Genomic DNA, 24,451 nt, shown 5'->3' with positions numbered 1-24,451 from the left:
GCGGTATAGGACCGCCTTCGCGCCACGGGCGATACGGCGCGATCTTCGAGAACGAGTAAAGCTTTGGCGCCGAAGGCGTCGCAATACGACGGGGACCGATGGCTCAGTTCGACCCACGCCGCCAGCCGACGCGGCTCGCGCCGCACATGCTCACGGCGGCCGCTGCAATCTCGGTGGCGATGCTCGCTGGTCGAGCCTATCAACCCGCTCAGGCCGAAGAAGTTCCCGCCCTGACCTCGGCCCAGATGGCGGCCATGGAAGCCAAGGCCTTCGCCGCCGCCAACGCGCCCGCCGGCCTGACCGCGCCCGAGGCCGTCAACGTCCAGATCCGCCGTGGCGAAACCTTTGAGCAGGCCGTGCGCCGTACCGGCGTCGCGCCCGAAGAAGCCAGCGCCGTCGCCGCCACCGTCGCCAACGCCTTCGACCTGGCCGATCTACGCGCCGGACTGAAGTTCGAAACCGCCATCGCCAAACCGCGCAACGGCCGGGGCGACGTCCGCCTGATCGGCCTGACCATGCGCACCGGCCCGGCGTCGCAACTGACCGTATCGCGCAGCTTCGACGGGGCCCTGCGCCTGCGTTCGCTGGAAGAAAAAGTCACCCATGAGACCGTCGTCCTGAAGGGCGATGTCGAGCGCAGCCTGTCCGCCAGCGCGCGTGAACTGGGCGCCACCGCCTCCATCGTCCGTTCCGCCAGCCGCCTGTTCGCCACCAAGTTCGACATGCAGCGCGACATTCGCGCTTCCGACGAGTTCACCATGGTCTTCGACCGTGAAGTGACCGAGGCCGGCCGCACGGTGGACGTGGGCGACCTGATGTATGCCGAACTGCGCGGCGTGACCTTCTATCGCTTCAAACCCGCCGGTGCGAAGGACGCTCAGTTCTTCGACTCGAACGGCAAGAACCTGCGCTCGGCCATGATGCGCACGCCGCTGCAGACCTTCCGCCGCGTGTCGTCCAACTTCGGTTTCCGCACCCACCCGATCTCGGGCTACAAGAAGATGCACCAGGGCATCGACTTCGCCGCCGGAACCGGTACGCCGGTCGTGGCCCCCGCCGACGGCGTGGTGGTCGAGGCCCGCCGCTGGGGCGGTTACGGCAACTGGCTGCGCATCCGCCACAACAACGGCCTGGAAAGCGGCTACGGTCACCTGTCGCGCTACGGCTCGGGCATCCGCGCCGGCCAGCGGGTCAGCCAGGGTCAGATCGTCGCCTATGTCGGTTCGACCGGCGCCTCGACCGGTCCGCACCTGCACTATGAGCTGTGGCGCGGCGGCCAGCGGATCAATCCCGCCGGCGTGCGCACCCAGGAAGGCACCGAACTCGCCGGCGCCGACCTGACCGCCTTCCGCGCCGAAAAGGCCCGCATCGACCGCATCATCGCCTCGGGCGGTCAAAAGCGTCCGGCCATGCAGCAGGCCTCGGCTGAAGGCCTGCGGCCCGCCCGCGGCTAAGAGTCAGCCGACCAGACGCGGGGTGGCGCGCCCCGGCGTCGGGCAGGACAAGCCGTGGACGGTCACATCGGCTTCGCCCAGCTTCAGCCCCAACAGGTCCAGCACGGGATTGAGCGCGCCGTCCAGCACCGGCCCCAGCGGCTCCAGCAGCCGCCCCAGGGCCTTGGTCAGATCGCCGAGTCCCAGGCCCAGGCCGATCACGTTCACATCCACGTCCAGCCGCGCCAGCAGGCTGGCCACCGCACCGCTGGCGAAGCCGCGCGACGCGATGGTCTTTGTGCGCTGATTGTCGATGTCGCCCGCGTCGAACCTCAGCGATCTGAAACCGGCGTCCGCCGCCTCGACATCCGCCTTGCCGGTAATGCTGACCAGGCCCAGGACCGACAACAGGGTCGCGCGCTGGGGCGTCAGCGGGGTCTTGAAGTCGCCCAGCCTGGCCTCCTCCACCACACCGATCGATGCGCGCGCCAGGCCCGGCCGCACATCGACCTCAACCGCGCGCGCCGGATCGCAGGACAGCGACTTCAGCCGCGCCTCGGACGCCGCCAGTTCGATCAGGATCGGCAGTTCGACCCGCGCCAAACCCGACAGGGATTGCGCCGTCCTGGCCCGCACATAGAGCCGGGCCTGGGCCGTGCGGATGATCGGCTGGCCGTCGGCCGTCACCGTCAGCCACGGGGAGCGATTGGGGCGTTCGCCGATCGCCAGGCTGGTCTTCAGATCGGCCAGCCCTGCCGGCACGCCCAGGTTCAGCGCGATCTGTCGATCCCCGCCCCCGACCTCCAGCATGGCCATGATCAGATCCATGGCCGACACCGAGGCGTCCAGCCCTTCGCGGATCCCGTCCGGCGCGCGCGCCTCCACCCCAATCAGATCGCCCAGCCGGACCTTCGTGCCAACCGAGGCTGAGGCCAGCTTGCCCAGCGCCCCGCCGTCCTGGCCGCCCGCCACCCGCTCCAGCACCCTCAACGCACGGCCGGCGTCGACCTGGGTCGCCAGAAGCCGGTCGTAGTCGCCGACCTGGACGCCCAGATCGGTCGCCAGGGCGTCGGTGAACCCCAGCAGATTAACGTCCAGATCGATCAGACGACGATAGTCCAGGACGCTGAGCGACAGCTTGGACCCGGTCAGGCCGCCGAGCACCTGATTGGCCACGCCGCCGTCCAGCCGCGCCAGGCGCGACCCGATCGAGATCATGGCCTTGGGCGTCGCCCCGCCCGTCGTCGCCGTGGCCCGGCGAGTGACCCGCACCTGATCGCGGCCCAGCAACAACGGCGTAAAGAACATCGGCGCGCGACTGGTGACCTCGACCCGCGCGGCGTTCGGCTTCACCCCGCCCGTCACGAACCGGTCATTGCGCGCCTTGGCCGGATCGGGCGTGTAGACGCCCAGCCCTGTCGCCACCGTGACCGAGACGTCGGGCGCGACATTGGCCTCGACCGTCGCCTGGGCCGCGCGCGAAACTGCGCCCTCGCCCTGGGCCAGGTTTCGCACCGCCGACAGCGCTGCGAGATCCGCCGCCCCCTGAACCCGGCGCGTGTGCAGCACCAGAACGCCCAGATCGATCACCGCTGCCGTGAATAGACACAACAGGCCGCCCGCGACCGCCGCGATCACCGCCACCGCGCCGCGCCGATCGGCGCCGAACCGGGGCAGCAGACAAGGCGCCCGGACGCTCATCAATAGTCCCCCACATGGATGACCGCCGAACGCCGAATGACAGACGGCGGACGCGGCAGCATCCCGCCCAGCGCCATGATCAGACTGTCGCTCGCGTCATAGACGACGACGACCCGCAGGCGGCCGGCGTCCTCCCTCACCTCGATGGTCGTGTTATCGGGGTTCAGCGCCACGCCCCGCACCGCCTCGCTGACCTCGCGCCGCGCCAGGCCGTCACGCTCTGCCGCGTCCAGCCCCCCGATCGCCGCCCTGGCCCCCTCCGACGCCAGGGCCTGAACCGACTGGGCCATCAGGAACCAGCCGCCATAGACGACGATGCCGATCAGCAGCAGGACCAGGATCGGCCCCACCAGCGCAAACTCCACCGCCGCCACGCCCTCGCGCCCGCGTCGCCTTCCAGCAGGAATGGGTCCAAACGTCCGCATGCCAACCTCACGATTGCTCGCTTGGGTTGTATATCAGGCGCGGTTAAGCGTTCGTGTGGCCGCTAAAGGGGCTGCATGATCGCCTTCATGCCTGTTGTAACGATCTTAGTCAGACCTAGCCCGTGCTTCTTCAACACCAAGTGGCTGGCGGCCGCACAGTCGTTTGCCCGATATCGAATAGGATATGACGGCAAGATTCGGATGTCTGACAGGGCTGGGCCGTCCCAACTCGATCTGTCCGTCACATTTGATTTCAGGACCTTAGGTCGGTTTGCTGGTCCGAGAAGGTTACGCTTCTACGTGACGTGACCCCCATTTCTCATCCAGCCATAACGAGAGTCCTTTGGTGATCTGAGCTGGGGTTGTCGGGGTTGGCAAGAGGCCGGTCAGCGCAGCCCCCAACCAGCGCAGCGGACCGGCCGATCTGTCCGGTGAGCGCTTCTGCATAGGCCTGCGGCGTCAGCCACCCGAGCTTCGAGTGCGGACGCCGTTCGTTGTAATCGCGCCGCCAAGCTTCGAGCACTGCGCGGGCGTGCGGCAGGGATCGGAACAGCGTCTCGTTCAGCAGCTCGTCGCGCAGGCGTCCGTTGAAGCTCTCGTTGAAGCCGTTCTGCTGGGGCTTGCCGGGCGCGATGTAATGCCAGCCGACGCCGGTGCTGTCGGCCCAGGCCAGGACCGCGTTCGAGGTGTATTCCGTCCCGTTGTCGCTGACGATGGTGTCGGGCCGGCCCCGCTGCCGGATGACGGCGTCCAACTCCCGCACGACCCGCGCGCCCGACAGCGAGGTGTCGGCCACCAGCGCCAGGCATTCACGCGTGCAGTTGTCGATCACCGTCAGGATGCGGAAGCGCCGCCCGTCAGTCATCTGGTCGGCCACGAAGTCCAGCGACCAGCGCTGGTTCGCCACCAGTGGCAACTCCAGCGGTCTTTGGGTGCCGATGGCGCGCTTCCGACCGCCGCGTCGACGGACCGTCAGTCGCTCCTCGCGATAGATCCGCTGGATCCGCTTCCTGTTGACCGCATGGCCTTCGCGCCGCAGCAGCACGTGCAGGCGGCGATAGCCGAACCGGCGACGCTCCTGGGCCAGAGCCTTCAGCCGGTCGCGCAGCGCGCCGTCGTCCGGGCGCGTCGCCTGATAGCGCACGCTCGTCCGATCGACGCCCAGCACACGGCACGCCCGCCGTTCGCTCATCTCGTAGGCGGCCTGCAGATGGCTAGCCGCCTCGCGATAGCCGGCGGGCGTCACCACTTTTTTCCCAGCAGATCCTTCAGCGCGACGTTGTCCAGCATCGCGTCCGCCAGCATCCGCTTCAGCTTGGTGTTCTCGTCCTCCAGCGCCTTCAGCCGCCGGGCCTCCGACACGTCCATGCCTCCGAACTTGGCCTTCCACTTGTAGAAGGTCGCCGAGCTGACACCGTGTCGCCGGCACACCTCTGCCGTCGCCACACCGGCCTCCTGCTCCCGCAAGATCCCGATGATTTGCTCTTCCGTGAACCTTGATCGCTTCATTCTGTCCGTCCTTCGTTGGGCGGACTCTAGCTATTCCTGGAGGAGTTTCAGGGGGTCACGTCAAGATCGAGGTCGATGTCGGCGACGTTCGCCTCGCTGAAGTTGATAAAGGTTGGGTCAGAGACCTGCGTGATCTTTGGGCGCCGCGTGGCCATAAAGCCACGAATGACCGCGTTCAGATGCTCAAAAACGCCCTGAAGCCGGCCATTGATGACGACCGCATAAAGACCAACCCTTTTTTGGGGCTGAAAAAGCTGGCTCCGCCTCATGACGCTGATGAGGTGAACCTTGCCTGGACAGACGAGGTAGTGGACGCGTTCATCGCGCTAGCTCTTGGGCGCAACATGCCGGGCTTGGCCCGTGCCGTGGCTCTAGGGCGCTGGGGCGGCTTCCGTCGGGGTACAATCTGCAACATCCCGCTGAGCGCTCGGATCATCGCGCAAGATGATGACGGTTTGCCCCAGCGCCGGCTCTACTGGACGACCGAGAAGCGTAAGGTTTTGTGCGACAAACGTGAAGACAGCCGCCTCTCTGCCTTTTTGGAGAGCACGCCCACCAAAGCTCTTACCATCGCATACAACCAACGCGGCCACCCCTGGAAGGTGCGCGCTCTTAATCAGGCTGTCACCCGCCTGGCCATTGCGCTGGCTAAGACTAAGCGCGCCCGTCCCAATCTTACACCTCATGGCCTGCGCCATGCCCGTGGGCTTGAACTCGCGTACGCAGGTGCATCTGATGCCGAAATCATGGCGCAGCTTGAACACACCACCGAACGAGCGGCGCGGATTTACCGCCGGCAGGCGCAGCGTCGCCGCATGGCGGACAGCGGGCAGGACCGAGTCGATAATGTCGTAGCGCTCAAGGCAGAGAGAAAACGGTCTTCGAACGGGACGTGAACGCAGACTGTAACGAAGGGTGTAAAACGACTGTAACAGCGCGGATCAAAACACGCGCCTCGCCCACCAAGTCGTTGAAAAAGATGGCGCACCCGGAGCGATTCGAACGCCCGACCCTCAGATTCGTAGTCTGATGCTCTATCCAGCTGAGCTACGGGTGCGGCTGCCTTGCGGCGAGGGCGGGTCTTTAGCCGGTGGATCGGGCGGACGCAAGCGGGGGAATGCAGTTTCTGCGTCTGAAGCGGTTGGCGTGGCGGCTGCGACGGCTTAGGCCTGTCTGACGCTCCCCTACTTTCGGATCTTCCATGCGTTCCTTCCGTCGCCAGATCGCCGCTGTGCTGGTTCCCGTCCTGATGGCGGGATGCCAGACCGCGACAGCCAGCCAAGGCGCACGCTCGCCGGCGACAGCGTCGCCGCAGGCCCCGTCGCCGGCCGCATCGCCCGCTCGGGGGCCGTTTGTGGCGGCGGCGAATCCGCTGGCGGCCGAGGCGGGGATGACCGTGTTGCGGCGCGGCGGATCGGCCGTGGATGCGGCGGTGGCGATCCAGGCGGTGCTGGGTCTGGTGGAGCCGCAGTCGTCGGGCCTGGGGGGCGGGGCCTTCCTGATGAGCTATGACGCCGAGACCGGGACCGTCACGGCCTATGACGGGCGCGAGACGGCGCCGGCGTCGGCGACGCCCGAACTGTTTTATGAGGACGGCAAGCCCCTGCCCTTCATCGACGCGGTGTTGTCGGGCCGCTCGACCGGGGCGCCGGGGGCGGTGGCCATGCTGGCGATGGCGCAGAAGGATCACGGCAAGCTGGCCTGGCGCGATCTGTTCGGGGACGCCGAACGGCTGGCGCGCGACGGGTTCACGGTCAGCCCGCGTCTGGCCGGCATGATCAATGGGCGCAGTCCGCAGGCGCGGACCCGCTGGGCCAGCGCCTATTTCACCAGGCCGGACGGGACGCGGTATCAGGCGGGCGATACGTTGAAAAATCCCGCCTACGCCGACACGGTCGCGCGGTTGGCGCAGCAGGGGCCGGGCGTCGTCTATGGCGGACCGATCGGGCGAGACATCGCAGCGGCGGTTCGCGAAGAACCGCGTCCCGGCGGTCTGACCGAGGCGGATATCGCCGGCTATCGCCCCTTGCGCCGCGACGCCCTTTGCCGGCCGTATCAGGTCTACGTGATCTGCGTGCCGCCGCCGCCGTCCAGCGGCGCGGCGTTGCTGCAGTTCCTGGCCATGGCCGAGGAAACGCCCGATCTGGACAAGGGTGCCAGGAGCCCTGAGGCCTGGGTCGCGTTCGGGCGGTTGCAGCGGCTGATGTATGCTGACCGGGACCGATACATCGGCGACAACGACTTCGTCGGCGTGCCGATCGCCGGTCTGCTGGATCCGGACTATGTCGCGGCGCGCGCGGCCCTGGCCCCGCAGGTGAACGGGCCGGTCGAGGCCGGCGCCCCGACGGGATCGCCGCCGCGCGGGGCCGACCAGACGGCCGAGCCAGGCGGCACCTCGCACATGGTCGTCGTGGACGCCTGGGGCAATGCGGTCAGCATGACCACGACGGTCGAGAGCATCTTCGGCAATGGCCGGATGGTCGACGGCTTCTTCCTGAATAATCAGCTGACGGATTTCTCCTTCACGCCGCAGGAGGACGGGCATCCGGCCGCCAATGCGGTGGCGGCGGGCAAGCGGCCGCGCTCGTCGATGACGCCGGTGCTGATTCTGGATCGTCAGGGACGGCTGGTCGGCGCCATCGGCTCGCCGGGCGGGTCCAGCATCCTGGCCTATGTGGCCAAGGCCCTGGTCGGGACGATGGACTGGGGCCTGTCGATGCAGCAGGCGATCGCCCTGCCCAATCTGGTGGTGCGGGGCGAGATGGTCGGGGCCGACACCGACCTGATCGCGCCCGATATCCGCGACGCCCTGGCGGCGGCGGGCATGGCGTTAAGGCCGAACGCCACCGAAACCTCGGGGCTGCATGGCGCGATCTGGCGCGACGGGCGCTGGGACGGCGGGGCCGATCCGCGTCGCGAGGGCGTGGCGGTCTCGGAGGTTCGCTAAAGGCTCAGCGGCCGGGACGGATCGACAGCTGGAAGGCCAGCAGGCCTTCGCTGACGTCGGTGTCTAGGCCGTTCATGCCGCGCAGACCCTTGCCGGCGTCGATCTCGCGATAGACGACGCCGAATGAGGTCTGCATGTCGCCCTTGCGATAGGCCACGCCGATTGAGGCGTCGCCCAGGAAACTGCCCTTGTCCTGGGTGTAGCCCGAGCGGGCGTAGTCGCCGTCGCGAGTGCGGGCGAAGTTATAGCCGACGGCCCGGCCCGATCCGGCGGCGTAAAGATACCAGCGCGGCCGCTCGCCGAACCGTTCGCGGCCGTTGGGGGCCAGACGATCCAGCCCCTCGCCGATCTTGAGGGTGACCCCGGCTTCGGCCGAACGGCCTTCGCTGCCGACGCCCAGACCGGCGTGGGGCGTCAGGCTGACTTCCAGGCCCGAGGCGGTATGGCCGCGCGCGCCACGGAAACCGCGCACATAGCGCAGGTCATAGGCGTCGGGGTCCAGTTCGGCCCGATCGACGGGCGTGACTGGCAGGGGCGAGCCGTCGGCGCGGCGCAGACGGCCGGCCGTCTCCAGCGTCACCCGGTCGGTGAAGTCGGTGCGATCGATCCAGACGTCGTTGCGCGTGCTGGCGGACAGGCCGGACCGGTCGTCAGGACGGAAGGCCGTCGGGATTTCGATCTGGGCGCCGAACCGGGCGTCCGGCGCAACGCGGAAACTGGTCTGTTCGGTCAGGCGCGCCTCGACATCGGGCGAGGCGTCGAAGGCGTTGGGGGCCCAGGTCTGTGCGCAGGCGGCGCTCGCGCCGGCCATCGCCAACACGCCCCCAAAGCCGAGAATACAGGCCTTCAATCGCATCCGGTCTCCCCACCGATCCGCTGGACATACACTGCAACCCTCAGGCGCAAGAGTCCAACGGCTTTTGGTCATGGTTTCGTCGCTTTTGAACGAGGACGACCAGCCGGGGTTCCCGAACGAAAAAGGGCCCCGCTGTCGCGGAGCCCTTCGGATCGTTCGGTGCGGATGGCCCTATTGGCAGGCCAGGCACTCGTCGTAGTCGGTCTTGGGCATGGAGAAGAGATCGGGCTGGTTCGGATCGATCTCGGCCTCGGCCTTGTCCTCGGAGCCCGCGAAGGCGGCGCGCTGCACCGACTTCGAGCGTAGATAATACAGCGACTTCACGCCGCGCTCCCAGGCGGACCAGTGCAGCATATGCAGGTCCCACTTGTTCACGTCGCCGGGGATGAACAGGTTCAGCGACTGGGCCTGGCAGATTTCCGGCGCGCGGTCGGCGGCCAGTTCGATCACCCAGCGCTGGTCCAGTTCGAAGGCGGTCTTGAACACGCCCTTTTCGTCCTCGTTCAAGGCGTCGAGGTGCTGGACCGAACCCTCGTTCTCCAGGATGGAGCTCCACACCGCCTCGGTGTTGATGCCCTTCTCGTCCAGCAGGCGCTCCAGATAGGGGTTCTTCACCGCGAACGAGCCCGACAGGGTCTTGTGCGTGTAGATGTTGGCCGGGATCGGCTCGATGCCGGCCGACGTGCCGCCGCAGATGATCGAGATCGAGGCGGTGGGGGCGATGGCCAGCTTGTGGCTGAACCGCTCCATCACGCCGCGCTCCTCGGCGTCCAGGCACGGGCCCTTTTCCTCGGCCAGCAGGCGGCTGGCCTTGTCGGCCTCGCGACGCAGGTGCTTGAACAGGCGCATGTTCCACGACTTGGCCATGGCGCTTTCGAAGGCGACGCCCTGCCCCTGCAGGAAGGAGTGGAAGCCCATCAGGCCCAGACCCACCGAACGCTCGCGCTTGGCCGAATAGACGGCGGCGGCCATGGCGGGCGGGGCGCGGCGGATGAAGTCTTCCAGCACATTGTCCAGGAACCGCATCAGGTCCTCGACGAAGCGCGGCTCCTCGCGCCATTCCAGGAACGTCTCGGCGTTGACCGACGACAGGCAGCAGACGGCGGTTCGATCCACGCCCAGGTGGTCGCGGCCGGTGTGCAGCATTATCTCGGCGCACAGGTTCGACTGTTTGACCTTCAGGCCCAGGTCGCGCTGGTGTGGCGCCATCTGGCGGTTCACCGTATCCGAGAAGATCAGATAGGGCTCGCCGGTCTGCATGCGGATGTCGAGCAGCTTGGTCCACAGCGAACGGGCGTCGACGGTCTTCATGACCGCGCCGTCCTTGGGCGACTTCAGATCGAAGGTGCCGCCGATCTTGACCGCCTCCATGAACGCGTCGGTGACGTTGATGCCGTGGTGCAGGTTCAGGGACTTGCGATTGAAGTCCCCCGACGGTTTGCGGATTTCCAGGAACTCTTCGATTTCCGGGTGGTGGATGTCCAGATAGACGGCGGCCGAGCCGCGGCGCAGCGAACCCTGGCTGATCGCCAGCGTCAGGCTGTCCATCACGCGGATGAAGGGGATGATGCCCGACGTTTTGCCCGCGCCCTTCACCTTTTCGCCGATGGAGCGGACGCCGCCCCAATAGGTGCCGATGCCGCCGCCGTTGGAGGCCAGGGCCACGTTCTCGTTCCAGACGTTCTGGATGCCGTCCAGGCTGTCGCCCACCGCGTTCAGGAAGCAGGAGATGGGCAGGCCGCGATCCGCGCCGCCGTTCGACAGGACCGGGGTCGCCGGCATGAACCACAGGCGGCTCATATAGTCATACAGGCGCTGGGCGTGTTCGGCGTCGTCCGAGAAGGCGGTCGAGACCCGCGCGAACATGTCCTGATAGCTTTCGCCCGGCAGCAGGTAGCGATCTTCCAGCGTCTTCTTGCCGAAGTCGGTCAGCAGATCGTCGCGCGAGCGGTCGACCTGGACCGATTTGACCACGGTCAGGTGGGGGCGCTCCGGCGTCGGCGTCGCCGCAACGCCTTGGAATTCCGTCGTCTTCAATGCCTCGCCGCCAGCCATGGTCATCTGCGTCCTGAACAAAAAATCGTTTGAGCCGCCCGCGCCGCGACCACATCATCTTGTGGCCTCCGCGCTCCCCGAGCCCACATATAGGGCGCATATGCCTAATGACCCGTCAACGGGTTGACGCCGACCATTGTGGGCGAATCGGTCGGACAAGTCCCAGCCGCCTGGGGAAAAGCCAGCACGCAAGCCAGCACGTCCGTTTTACGCGCCCACGACTGCATGATCACGAACGCGTGATCGGAACGACTGTTCAGCTTGGCCGTTGGCTCGCCCATGACGCTTTCTGACGTACGTGCCTTTTTGATACGCGCTCTGACGGTCGCCCGCACGGAGATCGCCGCGCTTCTGGCCCTGCTGGTCGTTGCCGGCGGTGTTCTGACCTTCGCCGGTCTCGCCGATGAGATGACCGAGGGCGAGGACCAGGCCTTCGATCTTCATGTCCTGGCGCTGATGCGGCCCTATGCCGACGATCCTGGCCGACCGTGGGGGCCGTGGTGGCTGAAGGAGGCGGCGGCGGACATCACCTCGCTGGGCGGCATCTCGGTGCTGGGGCTGTTCGCCCTGATCGTGATCGTCTTCCTGCTGAGCCAACGGAAATGGTTGTCGTCCCTGCTGCTGGTCATCGGCCTGGCCGGCGGCGTCGTGCTCTCGGAAGGCCTGAAGGCGGTGTTCGAACGCGCCCGTCCGCCCGCGGCCATGCAGGCGGTGGAAACGATCAACGCCAGCTTCCCCTCCGGCCACGCCCTGCTATCCACTGTCTTCTATCTCAGCGTCGCCGTCATGCTGACCCGCGCCTTCCCGCGCGAGCGATTCAAGGTCTTCGTCCTCGGCGTCGGCATTCTGCTGGCCCTGCTGGTCGGGCTGACACGCATCTATCTGGGCGCCCATTGGGCCACCGACGTCTTCGCCGGCTGGGCGGTCGGCGCGGCCTGGGCCATGGCCCTGTGGCTGGTCGCCTATGGGGTAGCGCGCTGGCAGAAGCGCCATCGCGCGGCACTGCAGGACGAAGCCTCCCCTATCGAAGCCGCGCCCAACCCGACCAAAGTCTAGGCCCGCCGACCGCCTCCCGGCAGGCTAGTCTGGCGACATGACGGAGACGCACGCCATGGATCACGCCGCCCTCTACGCCGAACGCCTAAAGACTCCTGACCAGGCCGCTGCCCTGATCGTCTCGGGCGCCAAGGTGGCCATGGGGCTCGGCGTGTCCCAGCCGCCCGCCCTGCTCAGGGCCCTGGCCGAACGGGCCGCGCGTGGCGAGGTGGAGGATGTGAACCTCTACTATCTGCTCTCGACCGCCATCGCCGGGGAGACGGTGCTGCGCTATGAACTGATGGACCGGATCCGCCCCTGGAGCCTGTTCCACAGCGCCATCGAACGCCGGCTGGAACAGCGCGCGTATGAGGAAGGTCGCCCCAACCCCGTGCAGTTCATCCCCACGGGCTTTCAACAGTCGCCCCGCCTGTTGTGCGACGAGGTCAAGGTGGATGCCCTGATCTGCACCGTCTCGCCCATGGATGCGGACGGCTTCTTCTCGTTCGGGACCAACACCGATTACGCCAAGCCGGTGTCGCAGACGGCGAAGACCGTGATCGTCGAGGTCAATCCGCACATGCCGCGTGTGTTCGGCGACTGCACCGTCCATGTGTCCCAGGTCGCCGGCATCGTCGAACATGCCGCGCCCCTGCTGGTCGTGCCGCGCGCCGAGCCCCAGCCGGCGGACCTGGCCATCGGCCGCATCATCGCCGGCCTGGTCGAGGACGGGGCGACGCTTCAGATGGGGATCGGCGCCCTGCCCAACGCCGTCTGCGACGCCCTGATCGATCACCGCGATCTGGGCGTTCACACCGAGATGCTGACGCCCGGCCTGGTCGAGCTGATGCAGGCCGGCGTGGCCAACCACGCCCGCAAGACCCTGCATCGGGGCGTGGGCGTCTTCGCCTTCTCGATGGGCGACCTCAACACCTATGAGTTTCTGGACGGCAATCGCGGCATGGAGGCCCATCCGGTCTCCTATGTGAACGACCCCGCCGTGATCGCGCGCAATGCGAAGATGATCTCGGTCAACGCCACGCTTCAGGTCGACCTGACCGGCGCCTGCTGCTCGGAGTTTCTGAACGGGCGCCAGTTCACGGCCGCCGGGGGCCAGCTGGATTTCGTGCGCGGCGCCTATGGATCGGAGGGCGGCAAGTCGATCATCGCCTGTCATTCCACGGCGGCGAAGGGAACGGCCTCTCGCATCGTCGCGCGTCTGGACGGGCCGGTCACCACCCCGCGCAACGACACCCACATTGTCGCCACCGAACACGGCTGGACCAATCTGAAGGGCAAGTCGTCCAGCGAGCGCGCACGCGCCCTGATCGCCCTGGCCGCGCCCGAGTTTCGCGACAGCCTGACGACGGCGGCGCGCGAGCAGGGTCTGATCTGACGCCGCGCTTGATCTTGGGCCGTCCGTCGGGACTTTTGGCGTCATGAAGACCGTCCGCCTTATGGCCCTGCTGTCCCTGCTCGTCGCCGCGCCTGTCAGCGCGAGAGGCGCACAAGGCGCCTATGCCACTGATGGCGACTGCGGCGGCCGCCCGATGACCACCGTGCGCATGTCGCCCGGCTACTGCCTGGGGCTGGTCTGGCAGGGAACGGGGGCCGAGGGGCCGCGAATGCCGCGCGGCCTGCTGGCGCTATCCAATGGCGACTGGCTGGTGACGGATCTGGGCAGTTGGGATCAGGGACGCGGCGCTATCTGGCGGCTATCGTTCGGCGCCGACGGCGCGCCGCGCTGGCGCCGGCTGGCGCAAGGCTTGAGCATGCCGCACACGGCGGCGCGCGGGCCGGACGGGCGCATCTATGTGTCCGAGATGAACCGCATCCTGACGCTGGATCCCGACGCGGCCGATCCGGCGGCGACGGTGCGCACCGTGATCGGCGACCTGCCTGACAATCGTCTGCACGCCAATCGCCACCCGCTTTCCAGCTTCGTCTTCGACGCGAACGGCGACCTGCTGGTCAATGTCGGCGCGCCCAGCGACCGCTGCGTGGATGCGCGGGGCAGAGCGCGCGCCAATGCGGCGGGCGCCTGCATCGACAGCGCGGCGACGGCCCAGGTGCGGCGTCACGCCTATCTGGGCAACGGCCGCTGGGCCGAGGACAGCACCGTTTTCGCCTCGGGCCTGCGCAACTCCATCGCCCTGGTCCGGCACCCGTCGGGCACGATCCTGCAAGGCGAGAACTCGGTCGACCTGACCACGCCCGACCATCCCTATGACGAGATCAATGTCCTGCGTCAGGGCGGCCATTACGGCTGGCCCTATTGCGTCGATCTGGCGACGCCCCTGCCGGGCTGGAGCGCGGGCCAGGCGCGATGCAACCAGCGCGACCGCCCGACCGCCCTGCTGCCGCCCCACGCCGCGCCGCTGGACCTGATCTATTACGACGGGGCGATGTTCCCCGAACTGCGCGGCCGGCTGCTGATGAGTTGGCACGGCTATCGTCGCGCGGGCGGCCGGATCGTGGCGGCCGAGACGGATGGCGAGGGCCGCCCCCTGACCGATATCGGCGGCCGCTACGCCATCTATCCGCGCGGCGCCCTGTCCTATCCCGCCGGCGCGCCCAGCCTACGCGGCAAGGTGCTGACGCCGGGCTGGGACACGGTCGCAGGCCGCCAGCCGCGCGGCGCGCCGGTCGTGCTGGCCGTCGCCGCCGACGGATCGATCTGGGTCACGGACGACCGAAACCGGGCGATCCTCAGGATCGCCCGCTCGGACAAGACGCCCTAGCTCTTGCGCGCGTCGCGCTTGGCCAGGACGCGCAGGCGAAGGGCGTTCAGCTTGATGAAGCCGGCCGCGTCCTTGTGGTCATAGGCCTGAACGCCTTCTTCGAAGGTCACCAGGTCCTGATCGTACAGGCTGTTGGGGCTTTCGCGGCCGATGACCGAGACATTACCCTTGTACAGCTTGACCTTGACCGTGCCGGAGACGTTTTCCTGGCTCTTGTCGATGGCGGCCTGAAGCATTTCGCGCTCGGGCGAGAACCAGAAGCCGTTGTAGATCAGCTCGGCGTACTTCGGCATCAGCTGGTCCTTCAGGTGCATGGAGCCGCCGTCCAGGGTGATGCTTTCGATGCCGCGGTGCGCCGCGATCAGGATGGTCCCGCCGGGGGTCTCATAGACGCCGCGCGACTTCATGCCGACGAAGCGGTTCTCGACCAGGTCCAGGCGACCGATGCCGTTGTCGTGGCCATATTGGTTCAGGGCGGTCAGGATCGTGGCGGGCGACATGGCCTCGCCGTTGATCGAGACGGCGTCGCCCTTTTCGAAGCCGATCTCGATGACGGTGGCCTTATCCGGCGCGTCTTCAGGGCTGATCGTGCGTTGGTGGACGAACTCGGGCGCCTCGACCGCCGGGTCTTCCAGCACCTTGCCCTCGGACGAGGAGTGCAGGAGGTTGGCGTCGACGCTGAAGGGCGCCTCGCCGCGCTTGTCCTTGGCGATCGGGATCTGGTTCTTCTCGGCGAAGTCCAGCAGGGCCTCGCGGCTGCGGAATTCCCACTCGCGCCACGGAGCGATGACGCGGATGTCGGGCTCAAGCGCATAGTAACCCAGCTCGAACCGGACCTGATCGTTGCCCTTGCCGGTCGCACCGTGACAAACGGCGTCGGCGCCGACCTGACGCGCGATCTCGATCTGGCGCTTGGAGATCAGCGGGCGGGCGATGGAGGTGCCCAGCAGATAGTCGCCCTCATACTGGGCGTTGGCGCGGAACATCGGGAAGACGAAGTCGCGCACGAACTCTTCGCGCAGGTCGTCGATGAAGATGTTCTCGGGCTTGATGCCCAGTTTCAGCGCCTTCTCACGCGCCGGGCCCAACTCTTCGCCCTGGCCCAGGTCGGCGGTGAAGGTCACGACCTCGGCGTTATATTCGGTCTGCAGCCACTTCAGGATGATCGAGGTGTCCAGCCCGCCGGAATAGGCGAGGACGACTTTTTTGACGGGCTTGTCGGCGGGGGCGGACATGGCGGCTCTTTCAGCAAGGGGCGGTCAGTCGGGGAGTTGACGCGCGCATAAGACCGGGGGTCCGGCGATGCAACCTTTTCCGGGTCGCGCGGGGGAGAACATGAACCTTTCGTCATGTTCTATTTGGTCGCGTTGCCAGGCGGCAGACCGGCGTTATGGTCCCCTCCAACTGCAATCCCGAGGATATCCCATGCGCCGCACTGGCTCTCTCGTCGCCGCCGCCGCCCTTCTGGCGGTTTCAACGCCCGTCTGGGCCTCCGTGGCCGCCGCACCCGCCGCCCAGGCCGCCGGTCAGACTGCTGGGCCCGCCGTCCAGGCCGCGCCGGTGTCGCAGCTGATCAATGAAGTCGACATCCCCTACACCAAGTTCACCCTCGACAACGGCCTGACCGTCTTGGTCCACGAGGACCACAAGGCCCCCGTCGTCGCCGTCTCGGTCTGGTACAATGTCGGCTCCAAGGACGAGCCGGCCGGCAAGACCGGCTTCGCCCACCTGTTCGAACACCTGATGTTCGGCGGCTCGGAAAATGCGCCCGGCAGCTATTTCACGCCGATGCGCAACATGGGCGCGACCGACATGAACGGGACCACCTATTTCGACCGCACCAACTATTTCGAGACGGTCCCGACCCCGGCGCTGGAACAGGCCCTGTTCATGGAAAGCGACCGCATGGGCTATATGCTGGGCGCCATCAGCCAGGAAACGCTCGATCTGCAACGCGGCGTCGTCCAGAACGAAAAGCGTCAGGGCGACAACCAGCCCTATGGTCTGAACCAGTACAAGCAGCTGGAGGCCCTGTTCCCCGAAGGCCACCCCTATCGCCACTCGACCATCGGTTCGATGGCCGATCTGGACGCCGCCTCGATGCAGACGGTGCGCGACTGGTTCACCTCCAACTATGGCCCCAACAACGCCGTTCTGGTGCTGGCCGGCGACATCACCCCCGCCAAGGCGCGTGAACTGACTGACAAATACTTCGGCCCGATCGCCAAGGGTCCGGTGAACAATCCCGCCCAGGCCCCGGTCCCGACCCTGTCCGCACCGCTCAGCGAAACCACCCATGACCGCGTCTCGAACGCCCAGGTCGAGGTCAGCTGGGCCGTGCCCGGCATGCTGGACCCGGATTCGGTGCCGCTCAGCGTCGCCGCTTCCGTGCTGGGCGGCCTGGCCTCCTCGCGCCTGGACAATGAGCTGGTGCGCGGCGAACAGACCGCCGTCTCGGCCAGCGCCGGCAACAGCGCCTTCCACCGCGTCGGCATCTTCGAGATGAGCGCCACGATCAAGCCGGGCGAAGATCCCGCCGCCGTCGAGGCGCGCATGCGCGAGATCCTGAACGGCCTGATCGCCAACGGCCCGACCCAGGACGAGATCAACCGCGTCGTCACCCAATACGCCTCGCGCCGCATCCAGGGCCTGGAACAGGTCGGCGGCTTCGGCGGCAAGGCCACGGCGCTCGCCGAGGGCCAGCTCTATGCCGGTGATCCGGAGTTCTACAAGAAGCAACTGGCCGCCTACGCCGCCGTCACGCCGGCCCAGGTCAAGGCGGCGATGCAGAAGTGGCTGACCCGTCCGGCCTATACGCTGACCACCCTGCCCGGCCAGCGCGAAGCCTATCAGGAGGCGGCCGCCGCGCCGTCCGGCGCCAACCGCACCCCGGCGCCTGAAATCGAGCGTAAGCCGCGCATGCCCAAGCCCGAGATCGGTCAGGTCGCCAACGTCGACTTCCCGGCCGTCGAGCGCACCCGCCTGTCGAACGGCATGGAGGTGATCTACGCCCAGCGCGACGCCACCCCGACGACGAAGATCGCGCTTGACTTCGACGCCGGTCTGGCCGCCGACGACCGGTCCAAACTGGGTCTGCAGACCCTGATGCTGGACCTGATGGACGAGGGCACCCGCACCCTGAACGCCACGCAGCTGGCCGAGGCGCAGGAAGCCCTGGGCGCAACCATCACTACCGGCGCGACGATGGACAGCTCGGTCGTCCAGCTGTCGGCGGTGACGCCGAACCTGAAGCCCTCGGTCGATCTGATGGCCGAGGTGGTGCGCAATCCCGCCTTCGCCCCGGCCGAGCTCGAGCGCCTTCGCGCCACCCGCCTGTCGCGCATCGCCGCCGAGCGCACCCAGCCGGCCGCCTTGGCCAGCCGCGCCCTGCCGGAACTGATGTACGGACCGAACAGCCCCTATGGCCGTCCGTTCAGCGGCAATGGCGACGAGGCCAGCGTCAAGGCGATCACCGACGCCGACATCCGCGCCGACTACGCCAAGTGGATCCGTCCGGACAACGCCAAGCTGTTCGTCGTCTCCGACCGGCCCCTGGCCGAGCTGACGCCGATCCTGGACAGCGCCTTCGGTCAATGGGTCCCGCCTGCATCGGCCAAGGCCGTCAAGGACTTCTCGGCCCCGATCCCGGTCGCGACGCCGAAGATCGTTCTGATCGACCGTCCGCAATCGCCCCAGTCCTACATCATGGGCGGCGAGGTTCTGGGCCTGTCGGGCACCGACGACCTTTTGGTGCTGAACGCGGCGAACAATGTGCTCGGCAACGACTTCCTGTCGCGCATCAACTCGGACCTGCGTGAGACCAAGAGCTGGTCCTACGGCGTCAACGCCTCGGTCAATCCGTTCGCCGGACGCGTGCCTTATCTGATCACCGCCCCGGTCCAGGCCGACAAGACCGGCCCGGCCATCGAAGCCCTGAACCAGCAGTTCAACGACTTCCTGTCGGGCGGCAAGGGCGTGACGCCTGAGGAGCTGCAACGCACGATCAACGGCAACACCCGCCGTCTGGCCGGCAGCTACGAGACCTCGGCCGCGGTCCTCGGCGCCATGCGCTCCAACGCCCTGCTGGGCCGTCCGGACGACTATCCGGAAACCATCGCGGCGCGCACCAACGCCCTGACCGCAGCCCAGCTGGACGCCGCCGCCAAGGCCGCCATCGACCCGTCCAAGTTCGTCTGGGTCGTGGTCGGCGACGCCTCGGTGGTCAAGCCGCAACTGGACGCCCTGGGCATCCCCGTCGAGGTCCGCGCGGCGGCCCCCGCCGCCCAATAGGGCGACGACAGACCAAAACGACGAAGGCCCGGAGAGCGATCTCCGGGCCTTTTCTTTTCTGCCGTCATGCTCGGGCCCTGGCCCGACGATGAGGGCCTCTAGTCCAACGTCGCGCCCGTCGTGCGCATGATCTCGGCGCGCAGTTCCGGCAGGCCCAGACCCTTTTCAGACGAGGTCAGGGCCACCACCGGGAAGGCGGCGGGGCGTTTGGAGATGGCCTTCAGGGTCGCGGCCTGCATGGCCTCGCCTTCGCCCTTCTTCAGCTTGTCGGCCTTGGTCAGGACGATCTGATAGCTGACGGCCGCCAGGTCCAGCGCATCCAGCGCCTCCGTATCCACCGACTTCAGCCCATGGCGGCTGTCGATCAGCAGATAGACCCGCTTCAGTGTCACCCGGCCGCGCAGATAGTCGCGGCCCAGATCCTGGAACTTCTTTACCGTGGTCTTGGATGCCTTGGCCCAGCCATAGCCGGGCAGGTCGACCAGACGCATCCGGCCGTCCAGATCGAAGAAGTTGACCTCGCGCGTGCGGCCCGGCTCGTTCGAGGCGCGGGCCAGCTTGTGCATGCCGACCAGCCCGTTGATCAGGCTGGACTTGCCCACGTTGGAGCGGCCGGCGAAGGCGATCTCGGGCAGGTCGGGGTCGGGCAACTGCTCGATCTTGGCCGCGCCCATGACGAAGGTCGCAGGCCGCGCGAACAGAATGCGCGCCGCCTCGATGTCCTCGGGCGTGAACTCGGTCTCGTCGATCACGCCGGTGACTTCTTGAACCGGGCAAAGAAGGTATCGATCGGGTTCTCGGCCTTGTAGCGATGCATGATCACATACTGCTGCAGGATGGTCAGGATGTTGGACCAGGCCCAGTATATCAGCAGGCCCGCCGCGAACGGCGCCATGATGAAGGTGAACAGCAGCGGCATGAACTGGAAGATCTGGCGCTGGACCGGATCGGCCGCCGGCGGGTTCATCGCCGTCTGCAGCCACATCGTCAGGCCATAGGCGATCGCCAGCAGACCCAGGTGCAGCGGGCCGGCCAACAGGCCGCCGATCAGCGGCGCCATCGCCGGATCCCACGGGATCAGGCCGAACAGGTTCCAGATCGACGACGGATCGCGCGCCGACAGGTCATGGATGAAGCCCAGGAACGGCTGGTGACGCATTTCGATGGTCACGGTCAGCACCTTGTACAGGGCATAGAAGACCGGGATCTGCAGCACCAACGGAAGGCATCCGGCGACCGGATTGATCTTCTCGCGCTGATACAGGGCCATCGTCTCCTGCTGCTGCTTCTGGGGGTCGTCTTTGAACTTCTTCTTGATCTCCTCCATCTTGGGCTGGAGGTTCCGCATCTTGGACATCGAGGCGTAGGCGTTGTTGGCCAGCGGGAACATCACCAGCTTGACGATGACGGTCAGGGCCAGAATGGCGACGCCGAAACTGCCGACCAGGCCATAGACGTTCTCCAGGATCCAGAAGATCGGACGCGTCAGGAACCAGAACATGCCCCAGTCGATCGCATAGACGAAGCGCGGGAGATTCAGGCTCTGCTCATAGGATTTCAGCACCTCGGCGCGCTTGACCCCGGCGAACAGGCGCTGGGTCTCGGTCGCGGTCGCGCCGGGCTGGATGGTGCGGGTGGTGCCCAGGACATTGGCTTCCAGCTGCTGGGCGCCGTTCAGGTCGCGGACGCGGAATTCGGTTTCGACCGCCTCGTTCTGCTGGGGCAGCAGGGCCGCCAGCCAGTATTTGTCGGTGATGCCCAGCCAGCCGCCGGTCGAGGCGTTCTCGATCCGCGGCTCCTTCAGCCAGTCCTTGTATTTCTTCTGCTCGGTCCGGTAGTCGCCCGGCTTGCCGAAGGTGCCGATCGCGCCCTCGTGGACGATGTGCGACGAGCCGGCTGCGGGCGGCACGCCCTGGCGCTGGACGCTGCCGTAGGGGGCGATTGTGATCGCCTGCGTGCCCAGGTTCTGGACCGTGTCCTGCACCGAGAAGACGTATTTGTCGTCGACCGAGATCACGCGGGTGAAGCGCAGGCCCTGGCCGTTGTCCCAGGTCAGGGTGACCGGCGTCGTTGGCGTCAGGGTCGAACCGTTGGTCAGGCGCCAGACGGTATTGGGTCCGGGCACGCCGCCGGCGACATTGGGGCCGGTCCAGCCGAACTGGGCGAAATAGGCGTTCTGCATGCCCTGCGGGCGGAACAGCTCCACCGGCTGGGGCTTGTCCTGAACCTCGCGGTAGTCGGTCAGGAACAGGTCGTCGATCCGGCCGCCCTGAAGCGACAGCGACCCCTTCAGCGTGCCGGACTGGATCGGCACACGCGCGGCCGTGCTCAGCGCCTGGCTGCGGTCGGTGACGAAGGTCGGCCCCTGCGGGCTGAGCGCCGTACGCGCGGCGTTTTCAGCGGTCTGCGACTGCTCGGCCTGGGCCTGCTGTTGCACGGCGCGACGCTCGGCCTGCGGACGCAGCACGGCGAAATAGTAGATCCCCATGATCAGGACCGAGCACACGATGAAGATGATCGTGTTGCGCGTGTTTTCGTTTTTCATGGATTCTGGCGGTCCTGGCCGGAGGGGGCGCGGGCGTGCGAAGGCTTGTGAGCCTTGGGTGTCGCCAGCCTTGTAAGCGTCGATTTCACGTCGTCAAGCAGACGGTCCCACGCACGCTCGGTCGTGCCCATGCGGGCGATGAAGACATAGTCGCTTCCGGGCACGCCATGCTGGGCCAGCATGGCCCGTGCGGCCTCGCGCAGACGGCGTTTGGCGCGGTTGCGCTGGACCGCCCCGCCGATCTTCTTGGTGGCGGTGAAGCCCAGGCCGATGTGCGGCGAACCGTCGCCGCGCTCCAGCCGCTGGATCACCACGGCGCCGCGCGCCTCGGAAGCGCCTTTGGCGGCCGCCAGGAACTGGGGCCGCCGCAACAGACGCTTGATCTGTAAAGGGTCGCTCATGCGTCCAAAAGATCCGGACGCGTAAGCCGCTTACGCCGTCAGGCGCTTGCGGCCCTTGGCGCGACGGCGCGCAACAATCTTCTGGCCGTTCTTGGTGGCCATCCGGCTGCGGAAGCCGTGACGGCGCTTGCGCACGAGTCGCGACGGCTGATAGGTCCGCTTCACGGTCGGCTCCTGACGTTAAAAGGTTGGGCGACGGGGCAAGAGGCGTCCGCCGCAGGAAGGGCGGGCGTATAAGTCGCATGTCCGCGTGAGTCAACGCTCGGACGGCATTTCGGGACGATGAAACGGATGGCGAAACGAACGGCGAAGGAATGGGCCCTGCGGCTGGCGCCGTTGGCGGCCATCGCCGGGCTGGTGATCGCCTTCTTCGCCCTGGGCTGGAACCGCTATCTGTCGATGGATCTGATCCGCGAGCACGGGCTGAACCTTCAGGCCTATGCACAACAGAACTGGTGGATCGCGCTCGTGGCCTTCATCGCCGTCTATGCCCTGGCGACCGCCTCGACCATTCCCGGACCCGTCTTCCTGACCCTGCTGGGCGGGATGATGTTCGGCCCCTATGTCGGGGCCCTGGCCCAGTCGACGGGGGCCACCATCGGTTCGGTCGTCATCTATTATGTCTATCGCACATCGATCGGTTCGTGGCTGCGCGCCAAGTTCGAGGCCGACGCCGGCTTCATGGATCGGCTGGCCAAGGGTATCGACCGCAACGCCTTTACCACCCTGTTCACCCTGCGCGTGATCCCCAGCGTGCCCTTCGTCCTGGTCAACGCGACGGCGGGGATGATGGCGGTGCCGCTGAGACCCTACATCATCGCCACCTTCATCGGCCTGCTGCCGTCCACCTTCATCTATACCTGGATCGGATCGCAGCTGGGCGACCTGCTGCGCGCCGGCGTGCGGCCGGACCTGCCGATGCTGCTGCAACAGTTCTTCTGGCCGTTGATGGGCGTGGTCTTCCTGTCCCTGCTGCTGCCGATCGGCATCAAGCTGTTCCAGATGATCCGCGCCCGCCGGATCGGAGCGACGGCGGCATGAGCGCCCTGTTCGACCGGATCGCGGCGCGGCTGAACCTGACGCCGGACCAGGCCAATCTCTGGCGCGAGCGCCTGACCCCGCGCGCGCCAGACGGCCTGTCGGCGCGGCTGCTGCTGCTGACCGTCGCCTTCACCCTGGCGGTCGAGGCCCTGATCCTGGGCCCGAACCTGGCGGCCTTCCATGAACGCTGGCTGCGCGACCGGCTCCAGGCCGCCGAACTGGCCTCGGTCGGGGTCGAAGCCCTGCCCTATAGCGCGGTCGAGGACGACACGGCCGCCGAGCTGATGCGGATCGGCGGGGTTCAGGCGGTGGCCCTGACAGAGCAAGGCGTTCGCCGCCTGCTGCTTCAGGCCCCCAACCTGCCCCGCGCGCCCGAACTGATCGACCTGAGGCGTCAGGACAGCTGGTCGCGCCTGACCGACCCGTGGCGCACCCTGTTCGGACATCCGGACCGTTCGCTGCGGGTTCAGGCCAAGCCGCGCTATCGCTCGGGCGACTTCATCGAGATCGTCACGCCTGCTCAGCCGTTGAAGCTGGAACTGCGCGCCTTCCTGCTGAACAGCCTTTTGGTGTCCCTGCTGGTGTCGGTGACGGCGGGCGCCCTGCTGTATGGCGGTCTGGCCCTGCTGGTGCTGCGCCCGCTGCGTCGCGTCACCCGCTCGATGGAGCGGTTCGCCGCCGATCCCGAGAGCGAGGCCGAGGCGCCGTCCGACCGTCACGACGAAATCGGCCGCGTCGAGCGCGAACTCAGCCGGATGCAGGAGGAGGTGCGCCATTCCCTGCGCTCTCGCGCCCGTCTGGTCGCGCTGGGCGAGGCGGTGGCCAAGATCAACCACGACCTGCGAAACATGCTGACCTCGGCCCAGATGGCGTCCGAGCGGCTGGCGACCTCCGCCGATCCTCAGGTGGCCAAGGCCTTGCCCCGGCTGGAGCGCGCGCTCAGCCGCGCCGCCGGCCTGTCGCGCAATGTGCTGGAATACGGCAAGAGCGAGGAGCCCGCGCCCCAGAAGACCCGCGTCGTCCTGACCAAGGCCCTGACCCTGGCGGCCGAGGACGCCGGGCTTGACCCTGACGGCGTACGCCTGGTCAAACAGCTGCCGCCCCGGTTCGCCGTCGAGGCCGACCCGGATCAGCTGTATCGCATCCTGGTCAATCTGATGCGCAACGCCCGCCAGGCCATCGAGGCCGATCCGACGCGTCCGCCCGAGCGGCGCGGCAAGGGGGCCATCACCGTCAGCGCCTTTGGTCAGGACGGCTTCTGCGTCGTGCGCATCGCGGACGACGGCCCCGGCATTCCGCCGCGTCTGGCCGAACGCCTGTTCGAACCCTTCGTCAGCTCAAAAAGCTCGGACGGTTCGGGCCTGGGCCTGACCATCTCGCGCGAACTGGCCGCCCTTCACGGCGGCGACCTGCGTCTGGTCGAAACCGACGGCAAGGGCGCCGTGTTCGAGCTGCGCCTGCCGGGCTGAACC

At 67.3% G+C, this 24,451-nt stretch carries 19 protein-coding genes and 1 tRNA gene; 9 read left to right on the top strand and 11 right to left on the bottom strand.

Annotation, left to right across the window (positions count from 1 at the left end; all coding sequences use genetic code 11):
- The first annotated feature begins 98 nt into the window (after positions 1 to 98).
- The gene (locus Q9R14_RS13985; protein ID WP_306002793.1) at positions 99 to 1,454 is read left to right on the top strand and encodes a M23 family metallopeptidase; all 1,356 of its coding nucleotides are present in this window, start codon (positions 99 to 101) and stop codon (positions 1,452 to 1,454) included.
- 3 nt (positions 1,455 to 1,457) lie between these two features.
- On the opposite strand, the gene Q9R14_RS13980 is transcribed toward Q9R14_RS13985, so the two are convergent.
- From Q9R14_RS13980 to Q9R14_RS13970, 3 genes are all read right to left on the bottom strand, one after another.
- Positions 1,458 to 3,134 (bottom strand): TadG family pilus assembly protein, encoded by a 1,677-nt coding sequence (locus Q9R14_RS13980; RefSeq protein WP_306002792.1) that lies wholly within the window; start codon positions 3,132 to 3,134, stop codon positions 1,458 to 1,460.
- Positions 3,134 to 3,559 (bottom strand): pilus assembly protein, encoded by a 426-nt coding sequence (locus tag Q9R14_RS13975; protein WP_306002791.1) that lies wholly within the window; start codon positions 3,557 to 3,559, stop codon positions 3,134 to 3,136. Before Q9R14_RS13975 ends, Q9R14_RS13980 begins: the two co-directional genes overlap by 1 nt.
- A gap of 319 nt (positions 3,560 to 3,878) precedes the next feature.
- Positions 3,879 to 5,068, bottom strand: a protein-coding gene (locus Q9R14_RS13970) for an IS3 family transposase (RefSeq protein ID WP_306002790.1) whose coding sequence is annotated in 2 segments (ribosomal slippage) — positions 3,879 to 4,810 and positions 4,810 to 5,068 — 1,191 coding nt in all. Because the reading frame shifts where the segments join, the coding sequence is not laid out codon by codon here.
- A 179-nt stretch (positions 5,069 to 5,247) separates the two neighbouring features.
- Between Q9R14_RS13970 and Q9R14_RS13965 the strand changes: the two genes are divergently transcribed.
- Positions 5,248 to 5,964: a site-specific integrase gene (locus Q9R14_RS13965; protein ID WP_265150788.1), complete on the top strand. Its 717-nt coding sequence runs from the start codon at positions 5,248 to 5,250 to the stop codon at positions 5,962 to 5,964.
- 84 nt (positions 5,965 to 6,048) lie between these two features.
- Here the strand turns inward: Q9R14_RS13965 and Q9R14_RS13960 are convergent.
- Positions 6,049 to 6,125, bottom strand: a tRNA-Arg gene (locus tag Q9R14_RS13960).
- A 144-nt stretch (positions 6,126 to 6,269) separates the two neighbouring features.
- On the opposite strand from Q9R14_RS13960, the gene Q9R14_RS13955 reads away from it, so the two are divergent.
- Positions 6,270 to 8,015 (top strand): gamma-glutamyltransferase family protein, encoded by a 1,746-nt coding sequence (locus Q9R14_RS13955; protein WP_306002789.1) that lies wholly within the window; start codon positions 6,270 to 6,272, stop codon positions 8,013 to 8,015.
- A gap of 4 nt (positions 8,016 to 8,019) precedes the next feature.
- Here the strand turns inward: Q9R14_RS13955 and Q9R14_RS13950 are convergent, their stop codons facing one another.
- Positions 8,020 to 8,871 carry a lipid A deacylase LpxR family protein gene (locus tag Q9R14_RS13950; protein WP_265150785.1) on the bottom strand — a complete coding sequence of 284 codons (852 nt, stop codon included), beginning with the start codon at positions 8,869 to 8,871 and terminating at the stop codon, positions 8,020 to 8,022.
- Positions 8,872 to 9,042: 171 nt separating this feature from the next.
- Complete coding sequence (locus Q9R14_RS13945; protein ID WP_371929792.1) at positions 9,043 to 10,926, bottom strand: ribonucleoside-diphosphate reductase subunit alpha; 1,884 nt, start codon at positions 10,924 to 10,926, stop codon at positions 9,043 to 9,045.
- A 306-nt stretch (positions 10,927 to 11,232) separates the two neighbouring features.
- On the opposite strand from Q9R14_RS13945, the gene Q9R14_RS13940 reads away from it, so the two are divergent.
- The 3 genes from Q9R14_RS13940 to Q9R14_RS13930 are packed head-to-tail and all read left to right on the top strand — an operon-like array spanning position 11,233 to position 14,702.
- Positions 11,233 to 11,982, top strand: coding sequence for a phosphatase PAP2 family protein (locus Q9R14_RS13940; RefSeq protein ID WP_306002787.1), 750 nt, complete (start codon positions 11,233 to 11,235; stop codon positions 11,980 to 11,982).
- 37 nt (positions 11,983 to 12,019) lie between these two features.
- Positions 12,020 to 13,357 (top strand): acetyl-CoA hydrolase/transferase family protein, encoded by a 1,338-nt coding sequence (locus Q9R14_RS13935; RefSeq protein ID WP_306002786.1) that lies wholly within the window; start codon positions 12,020 to 12,022, stop codon positions 13,355 to 13,357.
- Positions 13,358 to 13,400: 43 nt separating this feature from the next.
- The gene (locus Q9R14_RS13930; RefSeq protein ID WP_265150781.1) at positions 13,401 to 14,702 is read left to right on the top strand and encodes a sorbosone dehydrogenase family protein; all 1,302 of its coding nucleotides are present in this window, start codon (positions 13,401 to 13,403) and stop codon (positions 14,700 to 14,702) included.
- Here the strand turns inward: Q9R14_RS13930 and Q9R14_RS13925 are convergent.
- Positions 14,699 to 15,937 carry an argininosuccinate synthase gene (locus Q9R14_RS13925; RefSeq protein ID WP_045810901.1) on the bottom strand — a complete coding sequence of 413 codons (1,239 nt, stop codon included), beginning with the start codon at positions 15,935 to 15,937 and terminating at the stop codon, positions 14,699 to 14,701. The two genes, Q9R14_RS13930 and Q9R14_RS13925, sit on opposite strands and share 4 nt — an antisense overlap.
- Before the next feature lie 190 nt (positions 15,938 to 16,127).
- On the opposite strand from Q9R14_RS13925, the gene Q9R14_RS13920 reads away from it, so the two are divergent.
- On the top strand, positions 16,128 to 18,992 hold the full coding sequence (locus tag Q9R14_RS13920) for a pitrilysin family protein (protein WP_265150780.1): 2,865 nt from the start codon (positions 16,128 to 16,130) through the stop codon (positions 18,990 to 18,992).
- Positions 18,993 to 19,090: 98 nt separating this feature from the next.
- On the opposite strand, the gene yihA is transcribed toward Q9R14_RS13920, so the two are convergent.
- The 4 genes from yihA to rpmH are packed head-to-tail and all read right to left on the bottom strand — an operon-like array spanning position 19,091 to position 22,103.
- On the bottom strand, positions 19,091 to 19,744 hold the full coding sequence (gene yihA / locus Q9R14_RS13915) for a ribosome biogenesis GTP-binding protein YihA/YsxC (protein WP_306002785.1): 654 nt from the start codon (positions 19,742 to 19,744) through the stop codon (positions 19,091 to 19,093).
- A complete protein-coding gene (yidC, locus tag Q9R14_RS13910) occupies positions 19,741 to 21,537 on the bottom strand; it encodes a membrane protein insertase YidC (RefSeq protein ID WP_306002784.1) in 1,797 nt (598 codons plus the stop codon). The genes yihA and yidC overlap by 4 nt, the downstream gene beginning before the upstream one ends.
- Positions 21,534 to 21,938 carry a ribonuclease P protein component gene (gene rnpA / locus Q9R14_RS13905; RefSeq protein WP_306002783.1) on the bottom strand — a complete coding sequence of 135 codons (405 nt, stop codon included), beginning with the start codon at positions 21,936 to 21,938 and terminating at the stop codon, positions 21,534 to 21,536. The genes yidC and rnpA overlap by 4 nt, the downstream gene beginning before the upstream one ends.
- A gap of 30 nt (positions 21,939 to 21,968) precedes the next feature.
- Entirely contained in the window at positions 21,969 to 22,103 is a 135-nt protein-coding gene (gene rpmH / locus Q9R14_RS13900) for a 50S ribosomal protein L34 (protein WP_003164000.1), read from the bottom strand.
- A 126-nt stretch (positions 22,104 to 22,229) separates the two neighbouring features.
- Between rpmH and Q9R14_RS13895 the strand changes: the two genes are divergently transcribed.
- Positions 22,230 to 22,979 (top strand): TVP38/TMEM64 family protein, encoded by a 750-nt coding sequence (locus tag Q9R14_RS13895; RefSeq protein ID WP_165114511.1) that lies wholly within the window; start codon positions 22,230 to 22,232, stop codon positions 22,977 to 22,979.
- A complete protein-coding gene (locus Q9R14_RS13890; RefSeq protein WP_199060094.1) occupies positions 22,976 to 24,448 on the top strand; it encodes a sensor histidine kinase in 1,473 nt (490 codons plus the stop codon). Before Q9R14_RS13895 ends, Q9R14_RS13890 begins: the two co-directional genes overlap by 4 nt.
- Positions 24,449 to 24,451: the final 3 nt, after the last annotated feature.

This window comes from Brevundimonas sp. C43 (genome assembly GCF_030732185.1).
GTDB classification, from domain to species: domain Bacteria; phylum Pseudomonadota; class Alphaproteobacteria; order Caulobacterales; family Caulobacteraceae; genus Brevundimonas; species Brevundimonas diminuta_C.
The sequence above is the reverse complement of the archived record's forward strand: the minus strand, read 5'-3'. Positions and strand labels throughout refer to the sequence as shown.

Coding starts and splice junctions, on each gene's coding strand:
- Q9R14_RS13965 (WP_265150788.1), top strand. CDS start 5,248: ATGCTCAAAAACGCCCTGAAGCCGGCCATTGATGACGACCGCATAAAG.
- yidC (WP_306002784.1), bottom strand. CDS start 21,537: ATGAAAAACGAAAACACGCGCAACACGATCATCTTCATCGTGTGCTCG.
- Q9R14_RS13935 (WP_306002786.1), top strand. CDS start 12,020: ATGACGGAGACGCACGCCATGGATCACGCCGCCCTCTACGCCGAACGC.
- Q9R14_RS13950 (WP_265150785.1), bottom strand. CDS start 8,871: ATGCGATTGAAGGCCTGTATTCTCGGCTTTGGGGGCGTGTTGGCGATG.
- Q9R14_RS13930 (WP_265150781.1), top strand. CDS start 13,401: ATGAAGACCGTCCGCCTTATGGCCCTGCTGTCCCTGCTCGTCGCCGCG.
- Q9R14_RS13980 (WP_306002792.1), bottom strand. CDS start 3,134: ATGAGCGTCCGGGCGCCTTGTCTGCTGCCCCGGTTCGGCGCCGATCGG.
- Q9R14_RS13895 (WP_165114511.1), top strand. CDS start 22,230: ATGGCGAAACGAACGGCGAAGGAATGGGCCCTGCGGCTGGCGCCGTTG.
- Q9R14_RS13920 (WP_265150780.1), top strand. CDS start 16,128: ATGCGCCGCACTGGCTCTCTCGTCGCCGCCGCCGCCCTTCTGGCGGTT.
- Q9R14_RS13890 (WP_199060094.1), top strand. CDS start 22,976: ATGAGCGCCCTGTTCGACCGGATCGCGGCGCGGCTGAACCTGACGCCG.
- rnpA (WP_306002783.1), bottom strand. CDS start 21,938: ATGAGCGACCCTTTACAGATCAAGCGTCTGTTGCGGCGGCCCCAGTTC.
- Q9R14_RS13955 (WP_306002789.1), top strand. CDS start 6,270: ATGCGTTCCTTCCGTCGCCAGATCGCCGCTGTGCTGGTTCCCGTCCTG.
- Q9R14_RS13945 (WP_371929792.1), bottom strand. CDS start 10,926: ATGGCTGGCGGCGAGGCATTGAAGACGACGGAATTCCAAGGCGTTGCG.
- Q9R14_RS13985 (WP_306002793.1), top strand. CDS start 99: ATGGCTCAGTTCGACCCACGCCGCCAGCCGACGCGGCTCGCGCCGCAC.
- Q9R14_RS13975 (WP_306002791.1), bottom strand. CDS start 3,559: ATGCGGACGTTTGGACCCATTCCTGCTGGAAGGCGACGCGGGCGCGAG.
- Q9R14_RS13925 (WP_045810901.1), bottom strand. CDS start 15,937: ATGTCCGCCCCCGCCGACAAGCCCGTCAAAAAAGTCGTCCTCGCCTAT.